General features: G+C 60.8%; 17 protein-coding genes. 8 read left to right on the forward strand and 9 right to left on the reverse strand.

Annotation, left to right across the window (positions count from 1 at the left end):
- Positions 1 to 3: 3 nt before the first annotated feature.
- From FHP89_RS09640 to tssA, 5 genes are all read left to right on the forward strand, one after another.
- Positions 4 to 555, forward strand: a complete 552-nt coding sequence (locus FHP89_RS09640) for a hypothetical protein (protein ID WP_144173604.1) — start codon at positions 4 to 6, stop codon at positions 553 to 555.
- Positions 552 to 1,979, forward strand: a complete 1,428-nt coding sequence (locus FHP89_RS09645) for a sigma 54-interacting transcriptional regulator (protein ID WP_144173606.1) — start codon at positions 552 to 554, stop codon at positions 1,977 to 1,979. The genes FHP89_RS09640 and FHP89_RS09645 overlap by 4 nt, the downstream gene beginning before the upstream one ends.
- Positions 1,980 to 2,196: 217 nt before the next feature.
- Positions 2,197 to 2,538: a BON domain-containing protein gene (locus tag FHP89_RS09650; RefSeq protein WP_144173608.1), complete on the forward strand. Its 342-nt coding sequence runs from the start codon at positions 2,197 to 2,199 to the stop codon at positions 2,536 to 2,538.
- A gap of 232 nt (positions 2,539 to 2,770) precedes the next feature.
- Positions 2,771 to 4,783 carry a TonB-dependent copper receptor gene (locus FHP89_RS09655; protein WP_260851544.1) on the forward strand — a complete coding sequence of 671 codons (2,013 nt, stop codon included), beginning with the start codon at positions 2,771 to 2,773 and terminating at the stop codon, positions 4,781 to 4,783.
- 176 nt (positions 4,784 to 4,959) lie between these two features.
- The gene (gene tssA / locus FHP89_RS09660) at positions 4,960 to 6,054 is read left to right on the forward strand and encodes a type VI secretion system protein TssA (RefSeq protein WP_144173610.1); all 1,095 of its coding nucleotides are present in this window, start codon (positions 4,960 to 4,962) and stop codon (positions 6,052 to 6,054) included.
- Between the two features lie 249 nt (positions 6,055 to 6,303).
- Here tssA and FHP89_RS09665 read toward each other — a convergent pair whose 3' ends face one another.
- Genes FHP89_RS09665 through FHP89_RS09690 form a run of 6 tightly spaced genes read right to left on the reverse strand, consistent with a single transcriptional unit; the run spans position 6,304 to position 14,499 of the window.
- Positions 6,304 to 7,083, reverse strand: a complete 780-nt coding sequence (locus tag FHP89_RS09665; RefSeq protein ID WP_144173612.1) for an OmpA family protein — start codon at positions 7,081 to 7,083, stop codon at positions 6,304 to 6,306.
- Positions 7,084 to 7,085: 2 nt separating this feature from the next.
- The gene (gene tagF / locus FHP89_RS09670) at positions 7,086 to 8,069 is read right to left on the reverse strand and encodes a type VI secretion system-associated protein TagF (protein ID WP_144173614.1); all 984 of its coding nucleotides are present in this window, start codon (positions 8,067 to 8,069) and stop codon (positions 7,086 to 7,088) included.
- Complete coding sequence (gene tssM / locus FHP89_RS09675) at positions 8,066 to 11,830, reverse strand: type VI secretion system membrane subunit TssM (RefSeq protein ID WP_144173616.1); 3,765 nt, start codon at positions 11,828 to 11,830, stop codon at positions 8,066 to 8,068. The genes tagF and tssM overlap by 4 nt, the downstream gene beginning before the upstream one ends.
- 17 nt (positions 11,831 to 11,847) lie before the next feature.
- A complete protein-coding gene (locus tag FHP89_RS09680) occupies positions 11,848 to 13,266 on the reverse strand; it encodes a hypothetical protein (RefSeq protein ID WP_144173618.1) in 1,419 nt (472 codons plus the stop codon).
- A complete protein-coding gene (locus FHP89_RS09685) occupies positions 13,263 to 13,529 on the reverse strand; it encodes a PAAR domain-containing protein (RefSeq protein WP_144173619.1) in 267 nt (88 codons plus the stop codon). The genes FHP89_RS09680 and FHP89_RS09685 overlap by 4 nt, the downstream gene beginning before the upstream one ends.
- A gap of 43 nt (positions 13,530 to 13,572) precedes the next feature.
- Complete coding sequence (locus tag FHP89_RS09690) at positions 13,573 to 14,499, reverse strand: M15 family metallopeptidase (protein ID WP_260851545.1); 927 nt, start codon at positions 14,497 to 14,499, stop codon at positions 13,573 to 13,575.
- Here FHP89_RS09690 and FHP89_RS09695 point away from each other — a divergent pair.
- Complete coding sequence (locus FHP89_RS09695) at positions 14,464 to 15,246, forward strand: hypothetical protein (RefSeq protein ID WP_144173621.1); 783 nt, start codon at positions 14,464 to 14,466, stop codon at positions 15,244 to 15,246. The two genes, FHP89_RS09690 and FHP89_RS09695, sit on opposite strands and share 36 nt — an antisense overlap.
- 312 nt (positions 15,247 to 15,558) lie before the next feature.
- Complete coding sequence (locus FHP89_RS09700; protein WP_144173623.1) at positions 15,559 to 16,086, forward strand: O-acetyl-ADP-ribose deacetylase; 528 nt, start codon at positions 15,559 to 15,561, stop codon at positions 16,084 to 16,086.
- Between the two features lie 5 nt (positions 16,087 to 16,091).
- Here the strand turns inward: FHP89_RS09700 and FHP89_RS09705 are convergent, their stop codons facing one another.
- On the reverse strand, positions 16,092 to 16,451 hold the full coding sequence (locus FHP89_RS09705) for a hypothetical protein (RefSeq protein ID WP_144173625.1): 360 nt from the start codon (positions 16,449 to 16,451) through the stop codon (positions 16,092 to 16,094).
- Between the two features lie 218 nt (positions 16,452 to 16,669).
- Between FHP89_RS09705 and FHP89_RS09710 the strand changes: the two genes are divergently transcribed.
- A complete protein-coding gene (locus tag FHP89_RS09710) occupies positions 16,670 to 17,941 on the forward strand; it encodes an O-acetylhomoserine aminocarboxypropyltransferase/cysteine synthase family protein (RefSeq protein ID WP_144173627.1) in 1,272 nt (423 codons plus the stop codon).
- 44 nt (positions 17,942 to 17,985) lie between these two features.
- On the opposite strand, the gene FHP89_RS09715 is transcribed toward FHP89_RS09710, so the two are convergent.
- Both FHP89_RS09715 and FHP89_RS09720 read right to left on the reverse strand, forming a co-directional pair.
- Positions 17,986 to 18,849 carry a hypothetical protein gene (locus FHP89_RS09715; RefSeq protein ID WP_222105347.1) on the reverse strand — a complete coding sequence of 288 codons (864 nt, stop codon included), beginning with the start codon at positions 18,847 to 18,849 and terminating at the stop codon, positions 17,986 to 17,988.
- 115 nt (positions 18,850 to 18,964) lie between these two features.
- Positions 18,965 to 19,258 carry a 4a-hydroxytetrahydrobiopterin dehydratase gene (locus FHP89_RS09720; RefSeq protein WP_144173629.1) on the reverse strand — a complete coding sequence of 98 codons (294 nt, stop codon included), beginning with the start codon at positions 19,256 to 19,258 and terminating at the stop codon, positions 18,965 to 18,967.
- Positions 19,259 to 19,400 lie beyond the last annotated feature (142 nt).

Here is a 19,400-nt window from a genome sequence, read left to right on the forward strand (position 1 = left end):
TTGATGATTTTCCGACTCTGCCGCCTGAGCGCACCGGCGTTTGTTCTGGGCCTGCTCGCGGGTTGCGCGCAATTTCCCGTGGCAGGCACCTTGCCCTCCGATGAACCCATCAAGACGGCCGTGCGTCACGACGACGTCACGCCGCGCGCCATTCTTGCCTATGGCCGACATGTGGCCGAGCTCGATGCCGCGGGTTTTGCCAAAGAACTGAAAGCGATCGAAGGGCAGGGGAGCGACCCCATGAGCCAGATGCGGCTGGCGCTATTGCATGCGCAGCCGCGGGCCGACGCCGATCTCGCGCGTGGCCTGGCGTTGCTCGACAAGTTGCTGGCCAATCGCAGCCCCGACGCGGCCAGCCTCCACCCGCTGGCGCGAATCGTGCATGTTCAGTTGGCCACCCGCGCCCGGTTGATGGCCCAGAACGAAGCCTTGCTGTCCGAACAGCAGGCCGGGCGCGAAGCGGTGGCCAACCTGCAACAAAAACTGGACGCGCTGACCGCGATCGAGCGCAGCCTGCCCGCGCCGGCACGCCGTCCTTCGGAGACTTCCCGATGAATCTCGCCCAGCGCGCTGATGTCGCCAACCGCGACGCGCCTGAATCACCCCGCCTGCTGCTGGTCGACGACGACCCCGACCTGCTGCGTCTCTTATCCATGCGGCTGCGCGCCAGCGGCTATCAGGTTGACGCCGTGAGTTCAGCCGAGGCGGCCCTGGCCCACCTTGCTGTGCGCCCGCCCGATCTGGTGCTCAGCGATGTGCGTTTGCCGGGCCGGGACGGCCTGGCCTTGTTTGACGAAATCCGCCGCACCCATCCCGGCCTGCCGGTCATTCTGCTGACCGCCCACGGCAGCATTCCAGACGCCGTCGATGCCACGGCTCGCGGCGTTTTTGGTTATCTGACCAAGCCCTTCGACAGCCGGGTCTTGCTCGACAAAGTCCGTCGGGCGCTTGATGTTTCGGCGCCGCGCGCGCTCAACGTTGGCGAAAACAGCCAAGCCTGGCGCGCCGAGATTGTCAGTCGCAGCGCCTGCATGAACGAGGTGCTCGAAGAAGCGCGCATGGTGGCGGCCGGGGATGCCAGCGTGCTCATTCGCGGCGCCAGCGGCAGCGGCAAGGAGTTGCTCGCGCGCGCGATCCACCGTGCCAGCGTGCGCGCCAACCAGCCCTTTGTGGCCATCAATTGCGGGGCGATCCCCGAAGCCCTGCTGGAGTCAGAACTCTTCGGCCATGTGAAAGGCGCGTTCACCGGCGCCAGCACGGCACATGACGGGCTGTTTCTCAGTGCCGACGGCGGCACGCTGTTTCTCGATGAAATTGGCGACATGCCGCTGCCGCTTCAGGTGAAGCTGCTGCGCGTGCTGCAGGAGCGCGCGGTGCGTCCGGTCGGGGCGACACGGGCGCGTCCGGTCGATGTGCGCATTATTTCGGCAACCCATCGCGACCTGGATGCGGCCATGCACGAAGGCAGCTTTCGCGAAGACCTGTATTACCGGCTCAACGTGGTGCGCCTGACGCTGCCCTCACTCGATGCGCGACGCGAAGACATCCCACTGCTGGCCGGTCATTTCATTCGCAGTCTCTCGGAGAAGTACGGCAAGACCATCCACGGATTTGCGCCCGAAGCGCTCGAAATGCTGGTGGCCGCGGCCTGGCCGGGCAATGTGCGCCAACTCTACAACGTGGTCGAGCAAGTCTGTGCGCTGACCACCACGCCGCTGATTGCCGCCACGCTGGTTCAGCGGGCCTTGCGCACGCCCGCCGTCGAAGTGCTGACCTATGCCGAGGCGCGCCAGCGTTTCGAGCGTGAGTACCTGACGCAGGTCCTGAAGCTGACGGGCGGCAACGTCACCGACGCGGCGCGCTTGGCGGATCGCAATCGCACCGAGTTTTACCGGCTTTTGCAGCGCCATACGCTCACCCCCGCCATGTTCCGGCTGGCCGATGACGCGGACGTTGTCGCAGCGACGGGACGGCCCTAAGCCCTGAGATGGCGGGAGATTGTGTCGAAGTCGCCGTTTTGCTGTTGTCATAAGGCGACAAATATCGGGGCCCGACTCGATGGTTGCGCGGCCGGGGGCTTGTTCTGTTCGCTAAGTCACTGATTTCAATTCGAAATATCAATCTGGCATGAACGCTGCTGTAAGCCCTGTGACGACCCATTCGGCGTCATCACGTGTCTTAAACAGGAGTGACATCATGAAACACGGATTTACCACAGCCAGCCTGATCGCCATCGCCGCCTTGTCCTTCGGTATCGTCCAGCCCGGTCATGCCGCCGACGCACCGGCCGGTGCGGCAAAGCCCGTCCTGAGCGTGTCGGCCGCCGACGCCGCCATCAAGGGCAAGGTTGAGGCCGCGCTGGCTGAAACCACCACGCTGCAAGACGCCAAGATTCGGGTGGATGTCAGCGACGGTGTCATCTTGCTGAGCGGGCAGGTCAGCTCGCCCGCGCAACGCGACGCAGCCGCACAACGCGCGGCCGGAGTGGCGGGTGTCAAGCGGGTGATCAACGAGTTGGCCCCGCCGACCGGCAGCTAACAGGCTGCGTGCCCGACACGTCATCCAGACCTTGTCTTGTCCAGAAAACGGCGTGCTCTCGAGCACGCCGTTTTTGGTTTTGCCGTGCTCAAAGCCGCGTCATCAAAGGCTTGCGACGATCTGTCGCAGCCAGTGTCAGGCGATTCTTGCGGTAGGTCAAACGTGCTAGATCACCATTTTCTTATGCTTCGCCCGGTCCAAATTCAGCTCACACCGCTTCCGGGAGTCCGCCATGACACGAATGAAAATCCTGCCCGCCGCCATCGGCCTGTTGCTCGCCCACGGCGCGCTTGCACAGGGCACTGACACCATCATGGACCATGTGGTGGTTACCGCGCCGGCGATGGCCGAAGCTCTGGTGGTGACGACGGACCCCAAGGCGGCGCGCCAGCCGATTCCAGCGCACGACGGCGCTGACCTGCTGAAGAATATTCCCGGCTTCTCGGTCATCCGCAAGGGCGGCACCGATGGCGATCCGGTGTTCCGTGGCATGGCTGCATCACGTCTGGGCATTCTGCTTGACGGCGAGATGGTGCTCGGTGGCTGCGGCATGCGCATGGACCCGCCCACGGCCTACGTGTTTCCGGAGGCCTACGACAAGGTCACCGTACTGAAGGGCCCGCAAAGCGTCAAATACGGTCCCGGCAACAGCGCAGGCGTGGTGTTGTTCGAGCGCCAGGCGCCGTCCTTCGAAACGGCCGCCGTCAAAGGCGACATGAGCCTGCTGATGGGCAGCGCCGACCGCAACGACCAGGTGCTTACCGGGCAGGCCGGCACGCCCGACTTCTATGCCGACGTTGCCGCCACACGCTCCGACGCCAACAACTACAAGGACGGCGCCGGCAACGAGGTGCACTCGGCCTACACCCGCTGGAGTACCAACCTCGCGTTGGGCTGGACGCCCGACCGCGATACGCGCCTGGAGCTCTCGCTGGCCAAGAGCGACGGCGAAGCGCGCTACGGCGATCGCAGCATGGATGGGGTGAAGTTTGACCGTGAAAACATCGGGCTCAAGTTCGAAAAGTCCAATATCTCGCCTGTCCTGGCCAAAATCGAAGCGCAGATCTATCGCAACTATGTTGACCACGTAATGGACAACTACTCGCTGCGCACCAATACCGGCATGAAATCCGTCAATAATCCTGACCGTGAAACCCAGGGCGGTCGCCTTGCGGCAACGCTTAACCTCAGCGATGCCACCGTGCTCGACGTGGGCGCCGAAGTGCAGAGCAATGAGCACACCCTGCGCAAGGCCAGCAGCATGACCGGCATCCCCAACTATGAGTCACTGTCGCGCACGGCCGACATGCGCTTCTACAGTTATGGCGTGTTCGGCGAGTTGCAGCACATGCTGGCCGACGGGCATCGCGTGATTGGCGGTTTGCGCATTGATCGCAGCCGCGCGGAAGACGAGCGCACGGGCAAAACCACATCGGGCGCAGAGGAAACCGACACGCTGAAAGCCGGGTTCTTGCGCTATGAGCATGACCTGGGCGGCGGCAAGACGCTGTACGCAGGCCTCGGTCATAGCGAACGCGCTGCCGACTACTGGGAGCGCAACAAGAATCCGGCGGCCACGTCGATGATGCTGACCGGCGCCGCCAGCACCTTCGACATCAAGCCTGAGAAGACCACGCAGCTCGACATCGGCGCGCTTCATAACGCCGGTCCGGTGCAGGCGTCGGTGTCGGCATTCTTCGCCAAGCACTCGGACTACATCCTGATCGAGACGCTGCCGGCAGTCAGTACCTGGGCCAGCAATGCCCGCAACGTCGACGCCACCACCTGGGGCGCTGAAGCCGATCTGCGTTATGACTTCACCAGCCACTGGGCCGGCACGGCCACGCTTGCCTGGGTTCGCGGCGAAAACGACACCGACGACACCGCGCTTGGCCAGATCCCGCCACTGGAAGGCCGGCTTGGCATCAACTACAAGGCAGACACCTGGTCGGCCGGGGCGCTGTGGCGTCTGGTATCGGGGCAGGACCGTGTCAGCGTCGGCACCGGTAATATTGTCGGTCAGGACATTGGCGAATCCGGCGGCTTCGGCGTGTTTTCGATCAATGCCAGCTACACGCCGAACAAGCGCACGCTGATCTCGGCGGGTATCGACAACCTGTTCGACAAAACCTACGCGGAGCATATCTCGCGCAGTGGTGCAAACATTTCGGGCTACGACACCACCGAGCGTATCAACGAGCCGGGACGTACACTTTGGCTCAAGCTGAGATTGGCGCTCGACTGAGCGGCACGACCCACAAACATGGGCGATCCGATGAGGGTCGCCCTTTTTTTGGTCGCGCCTGGACATGGCGATTGCAAGTGGTCAACAAAGGTAGTTTCGCGATTATCTCCATGTCATGCTTTCGCGTGACGAATGCATGTTGTATAACCACGGCTTTGATTGCGAAAGAGACCCCGATGGATATCGACGCCCTGATGCGACCACTGACCGGTGCCACCGCACCCTGCGGGCAGGACATGATGTTTTCCGCCGAGTTCGACACCATTCAGGAGGCGCGTCGTCACGACGATCCGTCCTTGGCGCAGGGCGAGTGGATTACCGATGTCAAAGAGGCTGACTGGCCGCGTGTCGTCCAGATCTGCGAAACGCTCCTGGCCAGGCAGACCAAGGACATTCGGGTCGCCGTCTGGCTGACCGAGGCGATGTGCCATACCCGCGGGCTCGATGGCCTGGCGGACGGCTACATCCTGCTGAGTCGAATGTGTGGCCAGTGGTGGGAGGCGCTTCATCCTTTGCCTGAAGACGATGACATGGGGCAACGTATCGGCAGCCTCGACTGGCTGGTCAATCGTTCCGCCCGATTGATTCGTGAATTGCCGCTCACTCAATCATCGAAAGGCCATTACTCGCTGCAAGACCTCGAATCGGCGCGGGCGACGGCATCGACCATGGAGCGCAACCCCGGCCTGGCGGATGAGCTCGCCCGCAAGGCACATCTGACCATGGCCCAGTTCGAGGCGGCCCGAAAAGACTCAGCACCGCAGCATTTTGTCAGCACCCTCGCGTCGGTCGAGCGGGCAAGAACCGCTATAGCGTCATTCAAGGCCGTTATCGATGCGGCACTCTCGGATGAGGCGCCGGCCTTTGGCGCGGTGTTTGATGCATTTGACGATCTCGACGCCCTGTGTCGCCGCTATGCCGCCGATGCCGGCGTTTGGTCAGGCAATACGCCGAAAGCCGACAGCCCGTCCGCTCAGGAGAAAAAGATGCCAACGCAGGATACGGTGCCCGTGGCTGCCGCACGGGAGAGGGGACCGGTTCAGACCCGCGACGAGGCCATTCGGCAACTCAACGACATTGCCGCCTTTTTCAAGCGCACCGAGCCGCACAGCCCGGTCGCCTATCTCGCTGAAAAAGCAGCGCGATGGGGCAACATGTCGCTCCACGAGTGGTTGCGCGCCGTCGTCAAGGACGACGCCGCCCTGTCTCAAATGGAAGATCTGCTCGGGGTTGTGCCGACACCGCACGAGACGAACGACGCCAACTACTGAACCTTGTTCAGCTGCCCGACACCACCGGCGCGTGCTCGCGTCGGCCGTGCGATGTCCTGACAGGGCGTCGTGACCGTGTCGGGCGATTGCGCTTGTTTGAACCTATAAACCGCAGTTGGCCGCTTGTGCCCATGAGCCAGGTATTGAACATGCGAAGCTTGTCGGCTTCGAGGCCGATCAGCCGGTGGGTGATCGCGCTACGCGCCCGATTGCGGTTTCCAAGTTGAAAGCCGTTTTACCACGGTGATCCTAGTTCGCCAGCCGGAACTCGATGCGCCGGTTCTTGGCGCGTCCTTCCTGTGTCTCGTTCGTCGCAATCGGGCGATCCGGCCCCGCGCCCAGGGCGCTCATCGAGGCCTCGGGCACACCTTTGGCGATCAGGTACTCGCGCACGCTATTGGCGCGCGACAGGCTCAACACCACATTGGACATCCGGTCGCCGCTGCTGTCGGTATGCCCGATGATCTGGATGCGGGGTGAGCCGAGTCGTTTGATAGCCGCTTCCATCTCGTCGACGATGGCGGTGCCGGTCGGGGTGAGTGTCGCGGAACTGACCTCGAACTCGATCACACGATTCGACAGGGTCTGGTCCAGCGTCGACTGGGCGCTGGTGCCAACCACCAAGGCGTTGTCGACGGTGTAGGTCGGATTGAGCGCCGTCGCCATGTCGCTCACGATCTTCTGCCGCTGGGCTTCATTGGATACCGTGCCCTTGAGCGCGATTTGCGTTCCATTGACCTGCAATTGGCCAGCGTGAATCTGTTTGAGGTTCGGACCGAGGAGCTTGGACATGTATTCCGTCCAGTTTGGCGGAGGCACGACCCCGCCCACCTCAAGCCGGTCAATGACGGCGTTTGCGCCGTAAACGTCGCGCAAACGGGTGAGTATGGCGCTGCGCGCAGCTTCATCGGGCACAACGCCCGAGGCGAGGACTTCTTTGATCGTATGTGGGGCGCCAATGGTGCTTTGCGCCACGGCGTAGGGGACAAACAGACAGAATGCGGTCAGGATACTGAAACGGAAAATCATGCTCATTCCCCAAGAAAAACTTCGCGAAACGTATTCACTGCAGACTCCAGCGTCGTTTCGCTCTGGTGAAGATAGGACGACAGTTTTGCGATGCCATAGTCATCGAGCAACATGTCGTGTTGTTCGATCCATTCCGGGTCGTCGAGAACAATGACGTGCTCCGGCATGCTCTGAGGAGACATCACGGTCAGCAGCGTACGGGACGATGCGCCATTGAAGCCGATCACCAGGCGCGCGCCGCGCGCATCGCGCGCGATCAGCACTTGCAGCTCGCAGCTCGTCTTTCGCAGGAACGCGGTGACCAGGTACAGCCAGAAACTGGCGGCGAGGTTGCGGTGTTGTTCGCTGTCGGGCAAGGGCAGTACGAGGGCTTTTTCGATGGGGCTTCCACCGCTGCCCAGTACCGGTCGCATCAATAAACCGATCGCCAGAATGATTCGTCGAACCGCATCGGGGGTGGTCTCCGCTGAGATCATTTCAGCAAAACGGGCGATGGAGGTGCCGCGCACGAAGTGCCCCAAGGGGTCAGCCGCCACGGCCACCGCGAAATCGTCGGCGCAGCTCAACGCGGCGAGTTCGGCGAGTGTTTGTGCCAGATCGGTACCGGACAAGGCGCCGCGCGCTACCGCACGAAGCTGACCAAAGGGACGCGACAAACCGGCCGGGCCGCAGCGGAACATGAGCAGATCGTCGCGCTCGATGGTGGCGACGGTCAGGAAGGGGAAGCGTCGCCCCGAGGCATCCTGACTGGGACGCAAGTGACCAATCACCGACAGACGACTGCGCGGGCCGACAAAGGCGAAATCGACCGCTGGTGCTTCGTCATAGGCGATTTTCCAGCGCGGGTCTTCAGAGAGCAGTTCCATGGCGGCGGAGAGCCACCGGTCAAGCATGCGGGTCAGGCTGTGCTGGTTGGGTCCCTTCACGAAATCCCCGCGGCTGGGCAGTTTGCCGAAGCAGGTGGCTGGTGCGGACGCGTGGGTCATTGCGCGGCTCCCGTGCTTGACATGGCCACGGCAGGCGTTGAGACCGGTTCATCGGCAGGCCGGCGGTGCTGTCCGGCGATTTCGGCTGGCAGTACCACACCGCCAAGGCCGCGCTGTGGCGCTTTGCCGTCGCTGGGCGCGGCTTGTGCCTGGGCACTGCTGATGACGCGCAGATCGACACTGACCTCGATGCCATCGCGAGACCACGACAAGCGGAAGCTGTTGTCGGGCTGCCTCTCGCGCTGGGCCGAGTTGATCATTTTCTCCAGGCCAAAGCGACCGGGGAAATTCACCAGTTCGATCGATCGGCCGTCGAAGGCTGTTGAGACGATTCGCGCGCCAGGAAGGCCGGCGGCATTGGGCCACACAAAGTTCGCCCACTGCGCTGGACCGTTGCGGTAGTCGAGTTTCTGACCATCGATCTCGATGACGTAGCCCGTCGCGCCGGGCACGGGCAGCGGTCGGAGCATGAAGACCGTCTGCGGCTGTGCGCTGCCGTCCGCTCCATTGGCGGCCGCGCCGTCAAGCGACGACACCCAGCGCGAGAAACCGGTCATGAAGTCGCTTTGCAAGGCGATGCCCAGATCGCCCCAGGTGCGCGGTGTCACGGTGTTGCCTCGGCGCACGACAAGCGCGCCCATGGTGGTATCCACATACTTGGCGATGGCGCCCTCAGGACCAAAGACCTGTGCAATTTCCTGCGGTGAGGCTTCAATGCCTGCCTTTGCGGAAAACGGGTATTTGATGGCCAGTTTTCGGTTGAAGGGTTCGTAAACCTGAATTCCCCAAGACTTGTTCAACTCGTGCTCGGCGGGTTGAATCACCGCTGAAAAGCTCTGCAACAGCGGGCGCAGCAGCAGTGGCCGTAGCACGGCGCGCTGCTTGTCCGGCATGCCGTTGAGCATCTGTTCATCAACAAATCGCAGGGTGTCGGCCAGTTCGGAGTCGCCGCCGTCGATGGTTTCGCGCAGTAGCTTGATCGCGCCCGGCCCGGGATCCCCCTGGTTTTTAAGTTGATTCAGCCGGGTGCGGACCTTGGACAATTGCTTGAGATAGGTACTCGAAAGCGGTTCGGCGCTGTCTCGCGAAATCATCAACCGACCGAAACCGGCAAACTCTTTTCCGATCGGCCCCATGGCCACCTCAACCGCCTTTGCGCTCATGTTGACGTCGACCTGGACCCGACTTGGCGCCATGCGCAGCACCGAACGTTTGAACCACTCGACAAAACCTTTCTGCGCACGCTCGATGCCCACATTGGCCATCGACGGGTTATCCCAGGAGGTCTGGTCGAAAATCACCTGGATCAAGGTGCCAATCGGTGATGTGGCCGGGTCGCCCAGGCGGTTCATGCCGGCGACCGCGGCAGGGAAGGACTCGAATGCGCTAACACTGATTCCCTGCACAAAGCGTGTCCATTCTTCGGCATAGTCCTGCTTGTACATGGCGACCAGCGATTTCTGAATCTGCTCAGGACTGCCTTCGAGCGTGAGATCGTCCTTGACCGAGGTTTTCAGCACCCAATCGGCGCTGTTGTGTTCGCTGGTGGCCGCTTCCTTGATGGCGCTCTGCACGTAGTCGCGCCATGCGTCGACCGTAAATGCGCCCGACACGACGTAGCTGCCAGAAACGAGATTCGCATTGTCGGCCCCGACAATATTGGACACCGTGAGGGGCGGGAAACGTGTCGATGCGCGCGCCTTGAGTTCGGCATACACGCGCTCTGCGGCAGGCATGCCACGCACAACGCGGCGCAACTTGTCCCGGGTCTGATCGACAATCGCCAGATTGTTGGTGAGCGTGGGCCACTCGGGATGATTGGCGTGTTCGAGGTGGAAGCTCAGAATGCGCTCGGCAGCGCGGATCATCTGTTCGCGGCTCATGGTGCCGCGATTCGCTTCGAGCCAACTGCGCCAGAAGCGGGTGATCTGGTCGGACAAATGCCCCACTTCGATATGATCGTGGCTGGCCAGCATCAGATAGGTCTTGAGCGCGTTGTACGCGTCGTCCACCTCGGTCGGCATGGCCTTCTGATACGCCCCACCCGCTGTGGGTGCGGCAGCGTTCTTGGCGGGCGTTTTCTCGGCTTGATTGTTCACCTCGATCAAAAACGCCTCAAGGCTCTGCTGCACGGGCTTGAGCATGAGGTTGTTGACGCCGGCAAAGTACTCGGTCCTCAGTTTGTCCGCGAGTTGTTCGCCCCGGTAGAGTCCGAACCCGAGTGAAATCGGATGCGTATCGTTGAAGCGTTCGAGTTGTCCGAGCCGGTCCTGAAGAATCGCCAAGGCTTCAAAACGCGATTGCAGATCGAGGCGCCCATCCTGAACGCGGACCGCCTGACGCAGGTCTTGCTCGACATTCATGAGCAATTCCCGATTGTTCAAGAATGACCAGCTCCAGCTCCCCAGCATCAGTCCAAACAGGCACAGGCTGCCGAAGACCGCCGCCTGGCGCCAGCGCATCCGTGATCGACTGGCATACTGACGAACCAGATTCCTGTCGGCAAAGACGACCTTCGAGAAAAGATCCTTCAGGAAGAAGCCATGATTCGATGTGGCCCGAACCGGCATGGGACCATCGCCGACCAGGCCGAATTTATGCGTGATTCGCTCGTTCGCCAGTGGCTTGGTCTCGCCATTCTGAAGTGCTGAGGTGATGTAGAAACCGCGGAATATCGGTTTGAACTGAAAGGGGTTTTCTTCAAACAGCGTGGCCAGAAAGGCTTTCAGCGCGGGTTTGATGCTGGCAAATTCAGACGGAAAGGTGAGTAGCCCCGGTGGCGAGCTTTCACCCAGGCTGCGCGACATCTGGGCGACACTCAGCGCCCTCAGGCCTTCGTAGAGTTCGTCGAATCGTTGATCGAACTGCGCGATGGCGTCTTCGTTCCCGGCGGGGTCGTAGGGGAGGGTGGCGCCCCACACGCGGTCCCGTTCATTCCAGTCGAGGTCATGAAAGAAATCATGAAAGCCCGGAATCAGGTCGGCCTTGCTGAACAGCACATACACCGGCGCAAAGACCGCGAGGTTTTCGGTCAGCTCCTGAACCCGCTGACGCAGATTCTTGGCCAGGGTCATCGCAAAGCTCGGTGAGTTGCCGAGAAGTTCGCCAATGCTGACCGTCACGATGATCCCGTTGATCGGCGCGCGCGGACGGTATTTTTTCAGCAGGCTCAAAAAGCCCAGCCATTCAGCGCGATCTTCTTCGTGAATGGAATACCGGCCGGCGGTATCGAGCAGGATGCCTTCCGTCGTAAAGAACCAGTCGCAGTTGCGCGTGCCGCCAATCCCTTTGATCACGCTGCTGCCACCGTCGTCAAACGGAAACGTCAAGCCAGAGTTGACGATGGCGGTGCTTTTTCCCGCGGCGGGGTTTCCGATGGTCATGTACCACGGCAACTCATACAAGGCGGCAGCGCCGGAGGTTTGACCGAGGCGCGAGCTCTTGATGGTTTTGACCGCCGCGTGCATGCGCTCCTGTAGTGCAGCAATGTCGGATTTGACGGCCTCGTTGGCCGCCGCCTTGGCGTGGTCACCCTGTTGTTCCAGCATGGCGCCAAGATCTTCGGCTGATCGTCGGGCGCGACGTCGGCGAACAAACCAGACGACAAGCCACAACGCAAGGAGCACGCCGCTGGCAATCGCAGCCCAGAACAAGGCAACTTTCAGTGTTTTTGCACCGAGAAAGAAGAAGGCCATGGCCGCGCCGATACCGATGAAGGCGAGAAGCCGGGAGTCGCTGAAAAGGGATCGAAGTCGTGACATGAGAGCGGAATATCGAGTCAAACGGCAGGGGGCATGCCACCAGCCACAAGCGGCATCGGGCGGAGGAGCACGGCTGAGCGCGCCGTGGGATGTTGCTGGCTAATGCAAAGGACAGGCTGTGCAAGCGACAGGGCGTGTTCATGTGCGCAAGCAAGGGCGAGCAGGGCGCCGAAGGGGGGCGTTGCGCCGCACGCGGCGCCGATGCAGGGGCAATCGGCCAGCGGATCGAGCTCGGTAAATGTCTCGCCCAGGGCGTCAAGCAGCTCCCCGACACGACTTTGCCGATGGTCTGCGTCGCTGACAACGGCCTTGATGTCGGCTGGCGCAATGCGGTGAACAGCGAGTAGTCCGGCGATCAGTTGCTCAATCAAGGCACCACTGATCCGGCCGCCGGCGTCGACTGATTTTTCGCGCTCGGCCGCGCTGACACGCGTCAGTTGGACTGGTGTGTCCGCGCTGTCGGGATGACCGAAGAGCAGGCATACCCCGCATTCGCCTGGGATTTGCCCGCTTTGACGGTCGGCCGAGAACAAGCCCTGGCGGCCAGACCATGCCGCTGCGGTGCGTGATCCGATGGATGATGCCGCGGCCAACACGATGGTGAGTTCGTCGTTTGAGGTGCCTGCCGCATCAAGAACCATTCGGTCGATGTGTGCCATGACGTCGGATTCATTGGACGCCGCTCGAAGGCTCAGTGCCCGTTGCGCGGGCTCGAACGCGGCCAGATAGTGTGATTCGAGCCAGGACTGCAAGCGCGGAAAAAGTGTCGGATCGAGACCCGGAGGGATAAGCCACACCAGATTCAGGCGAGATATGGCAGGGCACTGCGTCAGTGCCTCCTGTGCCTGGGCGAGCCCCGCGGGAAGAATCGAATCGACCAGTGCGAGCATTCGTAGATGTTCAGAGCGCCCGATGTCTTCGTTCAGTGAAGCGTCGTGCTGCGCAAGACTTTCGCCGATGCCCTCCATGTCGAGTGCGTCAATGCGCGCCGTAAAGATCGGAAATCCGGCGTCATCGAGAAGTGAATCGTCCGGCGTTGGCCGGACTCCCGCGGCCTGCGCCGCCAGCATGTCCGACGGGCCATCGCCGCTCCCGGAAATGGCGAACGCTCCGACGAGGTTGATCGTGTAGCCACGCTCAATTTCAGCAGTCTGTGTGGCGCCGTTCGCCAACGGGTCGACGCTGTCGCTTGGCGCCGATGTCTGAGAAACCGCCGGCGCTTTGAGATGTTCAATAAAGCCGCGCAGCAATGCATATCCACCGACAATCGCCAAGGGCAGGGCGCCCAAGTAGAGAAACAACTCGGTGGTGGATGGCGTGTGATCATTCCCTTGCCACCAGCCCAGCACCAACGCCCAGATGAGTGCAACAGCAAGAAGACTCGCACCGATTATTTTGAATGCCGACACAATCATGGGGGATGAACGCTGGCTCAATCGGTGGTCAGGGACTGGCTGGCAATCAGTGATGCACCGCAGGCGGTGAGATCGCCGTGGCGTGCTGCGGGCCGACCATCGATCAGCGCCGTCGGGTCACCCGTGGCGATGGTGGTCACGCGACCATGGCCTTTCTTTGGGCAGCTCACCTGGTCGCCGACGCGGGCGATTCCTCGACCACCGCAATCGCTGCTTCCAGACGCACTGATCACCGTTCCGCCGTGGCTGGTTTTGTCTCCCAGCAGAATAAAAGGGCGTGTCATCACAATCTCCACTGACTCAATAGGGGTTCAGGCACCGCGACCGTCAGGACGCTGTGCTGCCCAGCACACCGTCCCGCCGTAATTCCACATGGCCGAAATCACGCATTCGCCATCGACCACCCCAGGTAAGGCCCACGGATTCGGCCAACTCGCCGTAAAGCGCATACCCGCGCATCGCCCATGGATCGTTCTCTGAAATGATCAACTTCCCATCCCGGACAAACGCACAATCTGCCGCCAGTCCGTATTGGTGGTAGCTCATGTAGGCGACTGCCTGCGTTACGCGGGACCCCAATGCGGCCAAACGGGCCTGGCGCTCCGGGCTTCGGTACCCCTCAAGCAGCGCGATCTCATAGCCATGCCGTTCTCGCATGGACTGGATAACGAAGAGCAGGCGACGGGTGAAGTCATCGTCCAGCTGAGACCAGTTGCGGCTGGCATCCATCACATCAGGGCGAATCTGCTCAACCTCGCGCGTCGTAAACACGTCCGGCGGCAAAGGCGGTGGCGGAACCAATTGCTCACCCTGGAGTAGTGCGGCGATCTGGCGGTCGGGCACATAGGCGTTCTCAGAGAAATCAAAAACCGTCGGGCCGCGCAGAAATATTGCCGCAAGCGGTGGGGTAACAATCATCGCCGCGCCGAAGAGGACTGCGGCACGGTGTCGAATGGCCCAGGCAAAAGCGCTTTCAATCCGATCATGCAAGCTGTATCGGGTTGCATCGAACATTGATGCCGCAAGCTTCGACAATTGCCATAAACGCAGCCTCAGCGAGCCCGCTGACTGTCGCCAGCTTGATGCCGCGACAGCTCGCTGCTCAGGAAACATGAGCAGGACGACTGCGCCAAAAATGACGAAGAAATAGACCAGCAAACCCAGCAGGATCACGACGCGTGCTGCCATCCGTTCAAACGGGCGCTCGGCGAAAAATTTGTGCGAGTCGTTCTCAAAAGTTTTTCCGGCACTCAAAAAAGCGCTATCTTACGACATCCGGATATTTTGATTTCTATTTTTTACGACAATGTAATGTCAGAACATACGAAAACGACCTCATCGGCGGCGCCCCGACTCATCGGCGGCTCGCAGTCCAGCCAGTCACATGTCAGCATCCTGAAAGACCTCGATCCGACAAGTCGGGCGTCTCACGCGCCGTCGCGACGACCAGGGTTGCTGATCCCGATGCTTGCGCTTGCCGCAATTACCGGCGGCGTCGTGGCGTCGTTTGCGGCGGGACATTTTTCGTTCGGGAGTCGTTGGACAGACAGTCTCGCGACGGTTTCGCCTATCGTCGTGCAGCCAATGTCGCCCATTGCTGACGTCAAGCACGCCGATGAGATGACAGGTGACAGACCGTTGGTATTGCCTGGGTCATCTACGAACAACACTGCTGCAGTAATTGTTGAGACGCCTCAGCCGCAAACAGAGCCGCTCAGCCAAACGGTGGCGACTCAGGATGGCGAGATCGTGCCATCGAAGCACTCGGTGGCAGAGCCCGTAAGCGCGATTGCCAAATTGCCACCGGAAAATGCCACGGCGCAGATCAAACCACGCGCGAACCGAAAGCCGACCCGCGCCGACAAACGCCGTGCAACGAAATCGGTACGTCAATCCAGCGTGAGTCGTCGCGCGTCAAGCAAGGCCGAGGTCGTTCAAAAGGCCGCGGTTGAACGCGACGTCGATATCATTACAGCAATCGTGAAAGACGTTGGTCGATAGCGCAGAACGTGGCGAGACGTTGGACCCGGCATGACGTGTTCGATCGAAACGCCGTGACTCGGTTGTGGGCCATGGCGTATCGAAATTTTGCGCAATCTCTCACACGGGTAAAACCGCGATAATTTGTATTATGTCAACCGATCTGTGCGTGTTGAGATGCGTGTTTATCGTCACGTTCGGCAACGTGTTCCGAACCCAATGCCCGCTCCTGCGCTGTGGGCATTTCGAGCACGCTACGTCTAACTGCCAGGTTCGACGCAGTTGTCTGGCTGGTACACAATGAACGGTGTCATTTGTACTGGAATCAAACCCATGCATAAGGTTGGCTTGTCTGTCTGGCAGGGAGATATCACCACGCTGGCGCTTGATGCCATCGTGAATGCCGCCAACGAATCCTTGCTTGGCGGCGGTGGCGTTGACGGCGCGATTCATCGTGCTGCGGGGACTGAGCTGCTCGACTGCTGTCGCAAACTGGGCGGATGCCCCACTGGCGAAGCGAGGATTACGCCGGGTTTTCAATTACCGTCTCGGTGGATCATCCATACCGTGGGCCCGGTGTGGCACGGCGGCCAGCACGACGAAGAAGGGCGCTTGAGGGCGTGTTATCGGAATAGCCTGGCATTGGCGGCGCAAAACGGCGTGCAAAGTATCGCCTTCCCCGCCATCAGTTGCGGCGTGTACGGTTTTCCAGCCGAGCTGGCGGCTCGTCTCGCGGTCACGCAGTGCCATGCGGCATTGAAGGCACAAACGGGCCCTGAGCGAATTCTTCTGGTGGCGTTTGATACAAAAATGGCAGCGGTTCTCACGGCTGCCATTCTTGCTTCAAACGAACACTTCTGAACGCATCACGACGCCAGCGCACTCTCACCGCTGCAACGCATGCGGCACGAAACCAAACCTTTTCGCGGACGGAAGGACACACATTGGGTCTTTAGGGACACGTCTTCTGAGAGCTCCGCCTCCTCACCCAGTTCGTAGTGATCAATGTGCGCCAGTTCGAGAAAATGCTCAGCCGATTGGCGGCTGTGGAAAATCGTCAGGCTACCGTCACTGGAGCAGACCCAGCGTCCATTCAATGAGATAGCGTGGCAGGTGCAGTGATGCATGCAGACAGGATGAATCCGGATTGTTGAAGCTGCCCGTGACCAGATCGGTGCTGCCACAACCTCAAGCCATCCCGCCATGCGGTCGGTCGACGCAATCATCTCATTCTCCTCCGTCAATGTTTTCTGGCCAGTCAGGTGGCGCCCTGCGCTACCGAGCCTAGTTGGCCGCGTGGCTTTTTTATGCCACTTGAACTTTGTTTCTAGTCCCGAATTTGCACCGGGTCAACTTCTGACTGACGAGAAAGCCGGTCTTGCCGCCGGCCGTTGGGGTGGCTTGATATACTCGCGGTTTTCCTGACGTGTAGAGGGGCGCATCGATGAAACTTGAGACCTTGGCTGTCCATGGCGGCTATTCACCTGACCCGACAACCAACGCGGTGGCGGTGCCGATCTATCAGACCACGTCATACGCATTCAACGATACGCAGCATGGTGCCGACCTGTTCGACCTCAAGGTCGAGGGCAATATCTACACCCGCATCATGAATCCGACGCAGTCGGTGCTAGAGGCGCGGGTGGCGGCCATGGAAGGCGGCATTGCTGGCTTGGCGCTGGCGTCCGGCATGGCCGCAATTACTTACGCGATCCAGACCATCACCGAAGCGGGCGACAACATCGTTTCGGCATCGACGCTCTATGGCGGCACCTATAACCTCTTCGCACACACCCTGCCCCAGATGGGCATCAACGTTCGCTTTGCCGACTATCGGAATCCCGAGCAGTTCGAGAGTCTGATCGACGAACGGACCAAGGCCATTTTTTGCGAATCGGTCGGCAATCCGCTGGGCAACATCACCGACTTCGAGCGCCTGGTAGAAATTGCCCACCGAAACGGCATCCCCGTCATCGTCGACAACACCGTACCGACCCCTTACCTGTGCCGGCCAATCGAACATGGTGCCGACATTGTTGTGCACTCGCTCACCAAATACCTTGGCGGCCACGGCACCTCCATTGGCGGCATGATTGTTGATTCGGGCAAGTTTCCCTGGGCCGAGCACAAAACACGCTTCAAGCGTCTGAACGAGCCCGACCCGTCGTATCACGGCGTGGTCTACACCGAAGCACTTGGTGCGGCGGCGTTCATTGCGCGGGCACGCGTCGTGCCCCTGCGCAACATGGGCGCGGCGATCAGTCCGTTCAATGCTTTCCTGATTCTGCAAGGCATCGAAACGGTCGCGCTACGCATGGATCGGATCTGCGAAAACACGGTACGTGTTGCCGAGTTCCTGCAAGGCCATGACAAGGTCGAGTGGGTGAACTACGCGGGTTTGCCCAACCACAAAGACTTCGGTCTGGTCGAAAAATACATGGGCGGCCGCGCATCGGGCATCTTGTCGTTCGGCGTCAAAGGCGGCCTGGCGGCCGGCGGCCGTTTCCAGGATGCCCTCAAGCTGGTGACCCGCTTGGTTAACATCGGCGATGCAAAATCACTCGCCTGCCATCCTGCCAGCACGACGCATCGTCAGCTCTCGGCAGCCGAGCTCGAAAAGGCAGGCGTTTCGGAAGACATGGTGCGCTTGTCGATCGGCATCGAGCATATCGACGATATTCTTGCGGATCTGGCGCAAGCGCTCGAGGCGGTTTAAACCCCTGGGGCAGCAACGAAAAACCGGCGTTCGCGCCGGTTTTTTTATACGCCGACCCCTTCGAGCAATGTTCTTGCCCGATCCGCGTCAAGATGCGCGATCGCGTCGAGCGGTCGGCACATGGCGGCGGCAGACATATTCCGCTCGATGGCGACACTCTTTCGGCTGCGGCGATTCATCGACAAGGCGTTGGCGTAGGCAATCCGGATGCTTGGTGAGTCGGGGTCGAGGACAATTGCCCGCTCGAAATGCCGCAAGCCCAAGGCTCGGCTGGCGCCGTGGGTCAGACGCCCCACTACGCTACCGACTTTATCTACGACTTCAATATGGTAACCGCCCAGCGCGGCGTGCGCGGCTGCGTGGTCGGGCTCCAGCGCAATGGCAATCATCAGGCTCTGACGCACTTTGCCGCCCAGCCCCCGCCCCAGCGCCTTGACCACTGAAATCTGTTGGCTGTAGCGCGCAAGCGCAAGTGCATGGGTGTACCAGACATTCGCCCAGCCCGGATCAATCTGGCTCAGGCGCTCACAGTGGCTTGCGGTATCGCAGAGCAAGGTAAGTACACGTTCGGGGTCGCTCTCAAGATGCATGGCGTAGGCGATGGCGGCTCTGCCTGCCACGACTGCGCCGATGGGGCCAGCCGCCTGGCCTGTGGTCATCGCGGCACAAAAATCACCTGCGTGGTAGTCGCGCCAGGCAGATTGCAGCATCTCGGCCAGATTGTTGGGATCGGCGTCGGTTGACAAGCCCGGGCCGCAGCGTTCAAGTTGATCAGCCAAGCGCTGCGCGTCGGGAAATGCTTCGCGATCACCGCTGTGCAAAACGGACCAATGGGCTTCAAGCGACGAGCCCGTATAGCGATAAACGCGGTCCCCATAGGGGAACGCGCGCCATTCGATCTGCTTCATTTGCTCTCCCTGACGGCCGCTCCTTTCGGTCTGTTTTTTGTCGGAGCTCCCTGACTTCACGCCGTCTTTTCTGGGAGCTTACCACCAGGACGGCGCGCGTTCATGACGCAGCGCATCACATCGCAAGATCATTGATGAATCGCGCCATTACCATGTCTTTTTCCGACAAGCCGCCAGCGTCGTGCGTTGTCAGCGTGATATCGACGCGGTTGTAGACGTTTGACCAGTCAGGGTGGTGATCCAGACGCTCGGCCATCAGGGCAATCTGGCTCATGAAGCCGAACGCGGCGTTGAAATCCCGAAAACGGAAACTGCGGGAAATCGCTGTTTTGTCGGGGTTCAGTTGCCAGCCGTCGAGGCTGGCAAGATTTTGTCCTAATACGTTTTCCGTCAAGCGCTTGTTGCTCATGCGGCCTCCTGTCATCCCGTTGGCCGGTGCGGACATGTTGCGGACCAAGCGAACGAATGCGTGGATTCATCGACGGCTCACGGCGAAGCCTCCGTGCGCATACGCCATTAAGACACGCGGACTATCCGGCGACAAGCCCATC

It is taken from the genome of Denitromonas ohlonensis, from assembly GCF_007625205.1.
GTDB lineage: Bacteria > Pseudomonadota > Gammaproteobacteria > Burkholderiales > Rhodocyclaceae > Nitrogeniibacter > Nitrogeniibacter ohlonensis.

Coding starts and splice junctions, on each gene's coding strand:
- FHP89_RS09645 (WP_144173606.1), top strand. CDS start 552: ATGAATCTCGCCCAGCGCGCTGATGTCGCCAACCGCGACGCGCCTGAA.
- FHP89_RS09710 (WP_144173627.1), top strand. CDS start 16,670: ATGAAACTTGAGACCTTGGCTGTCCATGGCGGCTATTCACCTGACCCG.
- FHP89_RS09655 (WP_260851544.1), top strand. CDS start 2,771: ATGACACGAATGAAAATCCTGCCCGCCGCCATCGGCCTGTTGCTCGCC.
- FHP89_RS09685 (WP_144173619.1), bottom strand. CDS start 13,529: ATGACACGCCCTTTTATTCTGCTGGGAGACAAAACCAGCCACGGCGGA.
- FHP89_RS09700 (WP_144173623.1), top strand. CDS start 15,559: ATGCATAAGGTTGGCTTGTCTGTCTGGCAGGGAGATATCACCACGCTG.
- FHP89_RS09640 (WP_144173604.1), top strand. CDS start 4: ATGATTTTCCGACTCTGCCGCCTGAGCGCACCGGCGTTTGTTCTGGGC.
- FHP89_RS09665 (WP_144173612.1), bottom strand. CDS start 7,083: ATGATTTTCCGTTTCAGTATCCTGACCGCATTCTGTCTGTTTGTCCCC.
- tssM (WP_144173616.1), bottom strand. CDS start 11,830: ATGTCACGACTTCGATCCCTTTTCAGCGACTCCCGGCTTCTCGCCTTC.
- FHP89_RS09705 (WP_144173625.1), bottom strand. CDS start 16,451: ATGATTGCGTCGACCGACCGCATGGCGGGATGGCTTGAGGTTGTGGCA.
- FHP89_RS09715 (WP_222105347.1), bottom strand. CDS start 18,849: ATGAAGCAGATCGAATGGCGCGCGTTCCCCTATGGGGACCGCGTTTAT.
- tssA (WP_144173610.1), top strand. CDS start 4,960: ATGGATATCGACGCCCTGATGCGACCACTGACCGGTGCCACCGCACCC.
- FHP89_RS09720 (WP_144173629.1), bottom strand. CDS start 19,258: ATGAGCAACAAGCGCTTGACGGAAAACGTATTAGGACAAAATCTTGCC.
- FHP89_RS09650 (WP_144173608.1), top strand. CDS start 2,197: ATGAAACACGGATTTACCACAGCCAGCCTGATCGCCATCGCCGCCTTG.
- tagF (WP_144173614.1), bottom strand. CDS start 8,069: ATGACCCACGCGTCCGCACCAGCCACCTGCTTCGGCAAACTGCCCAGC.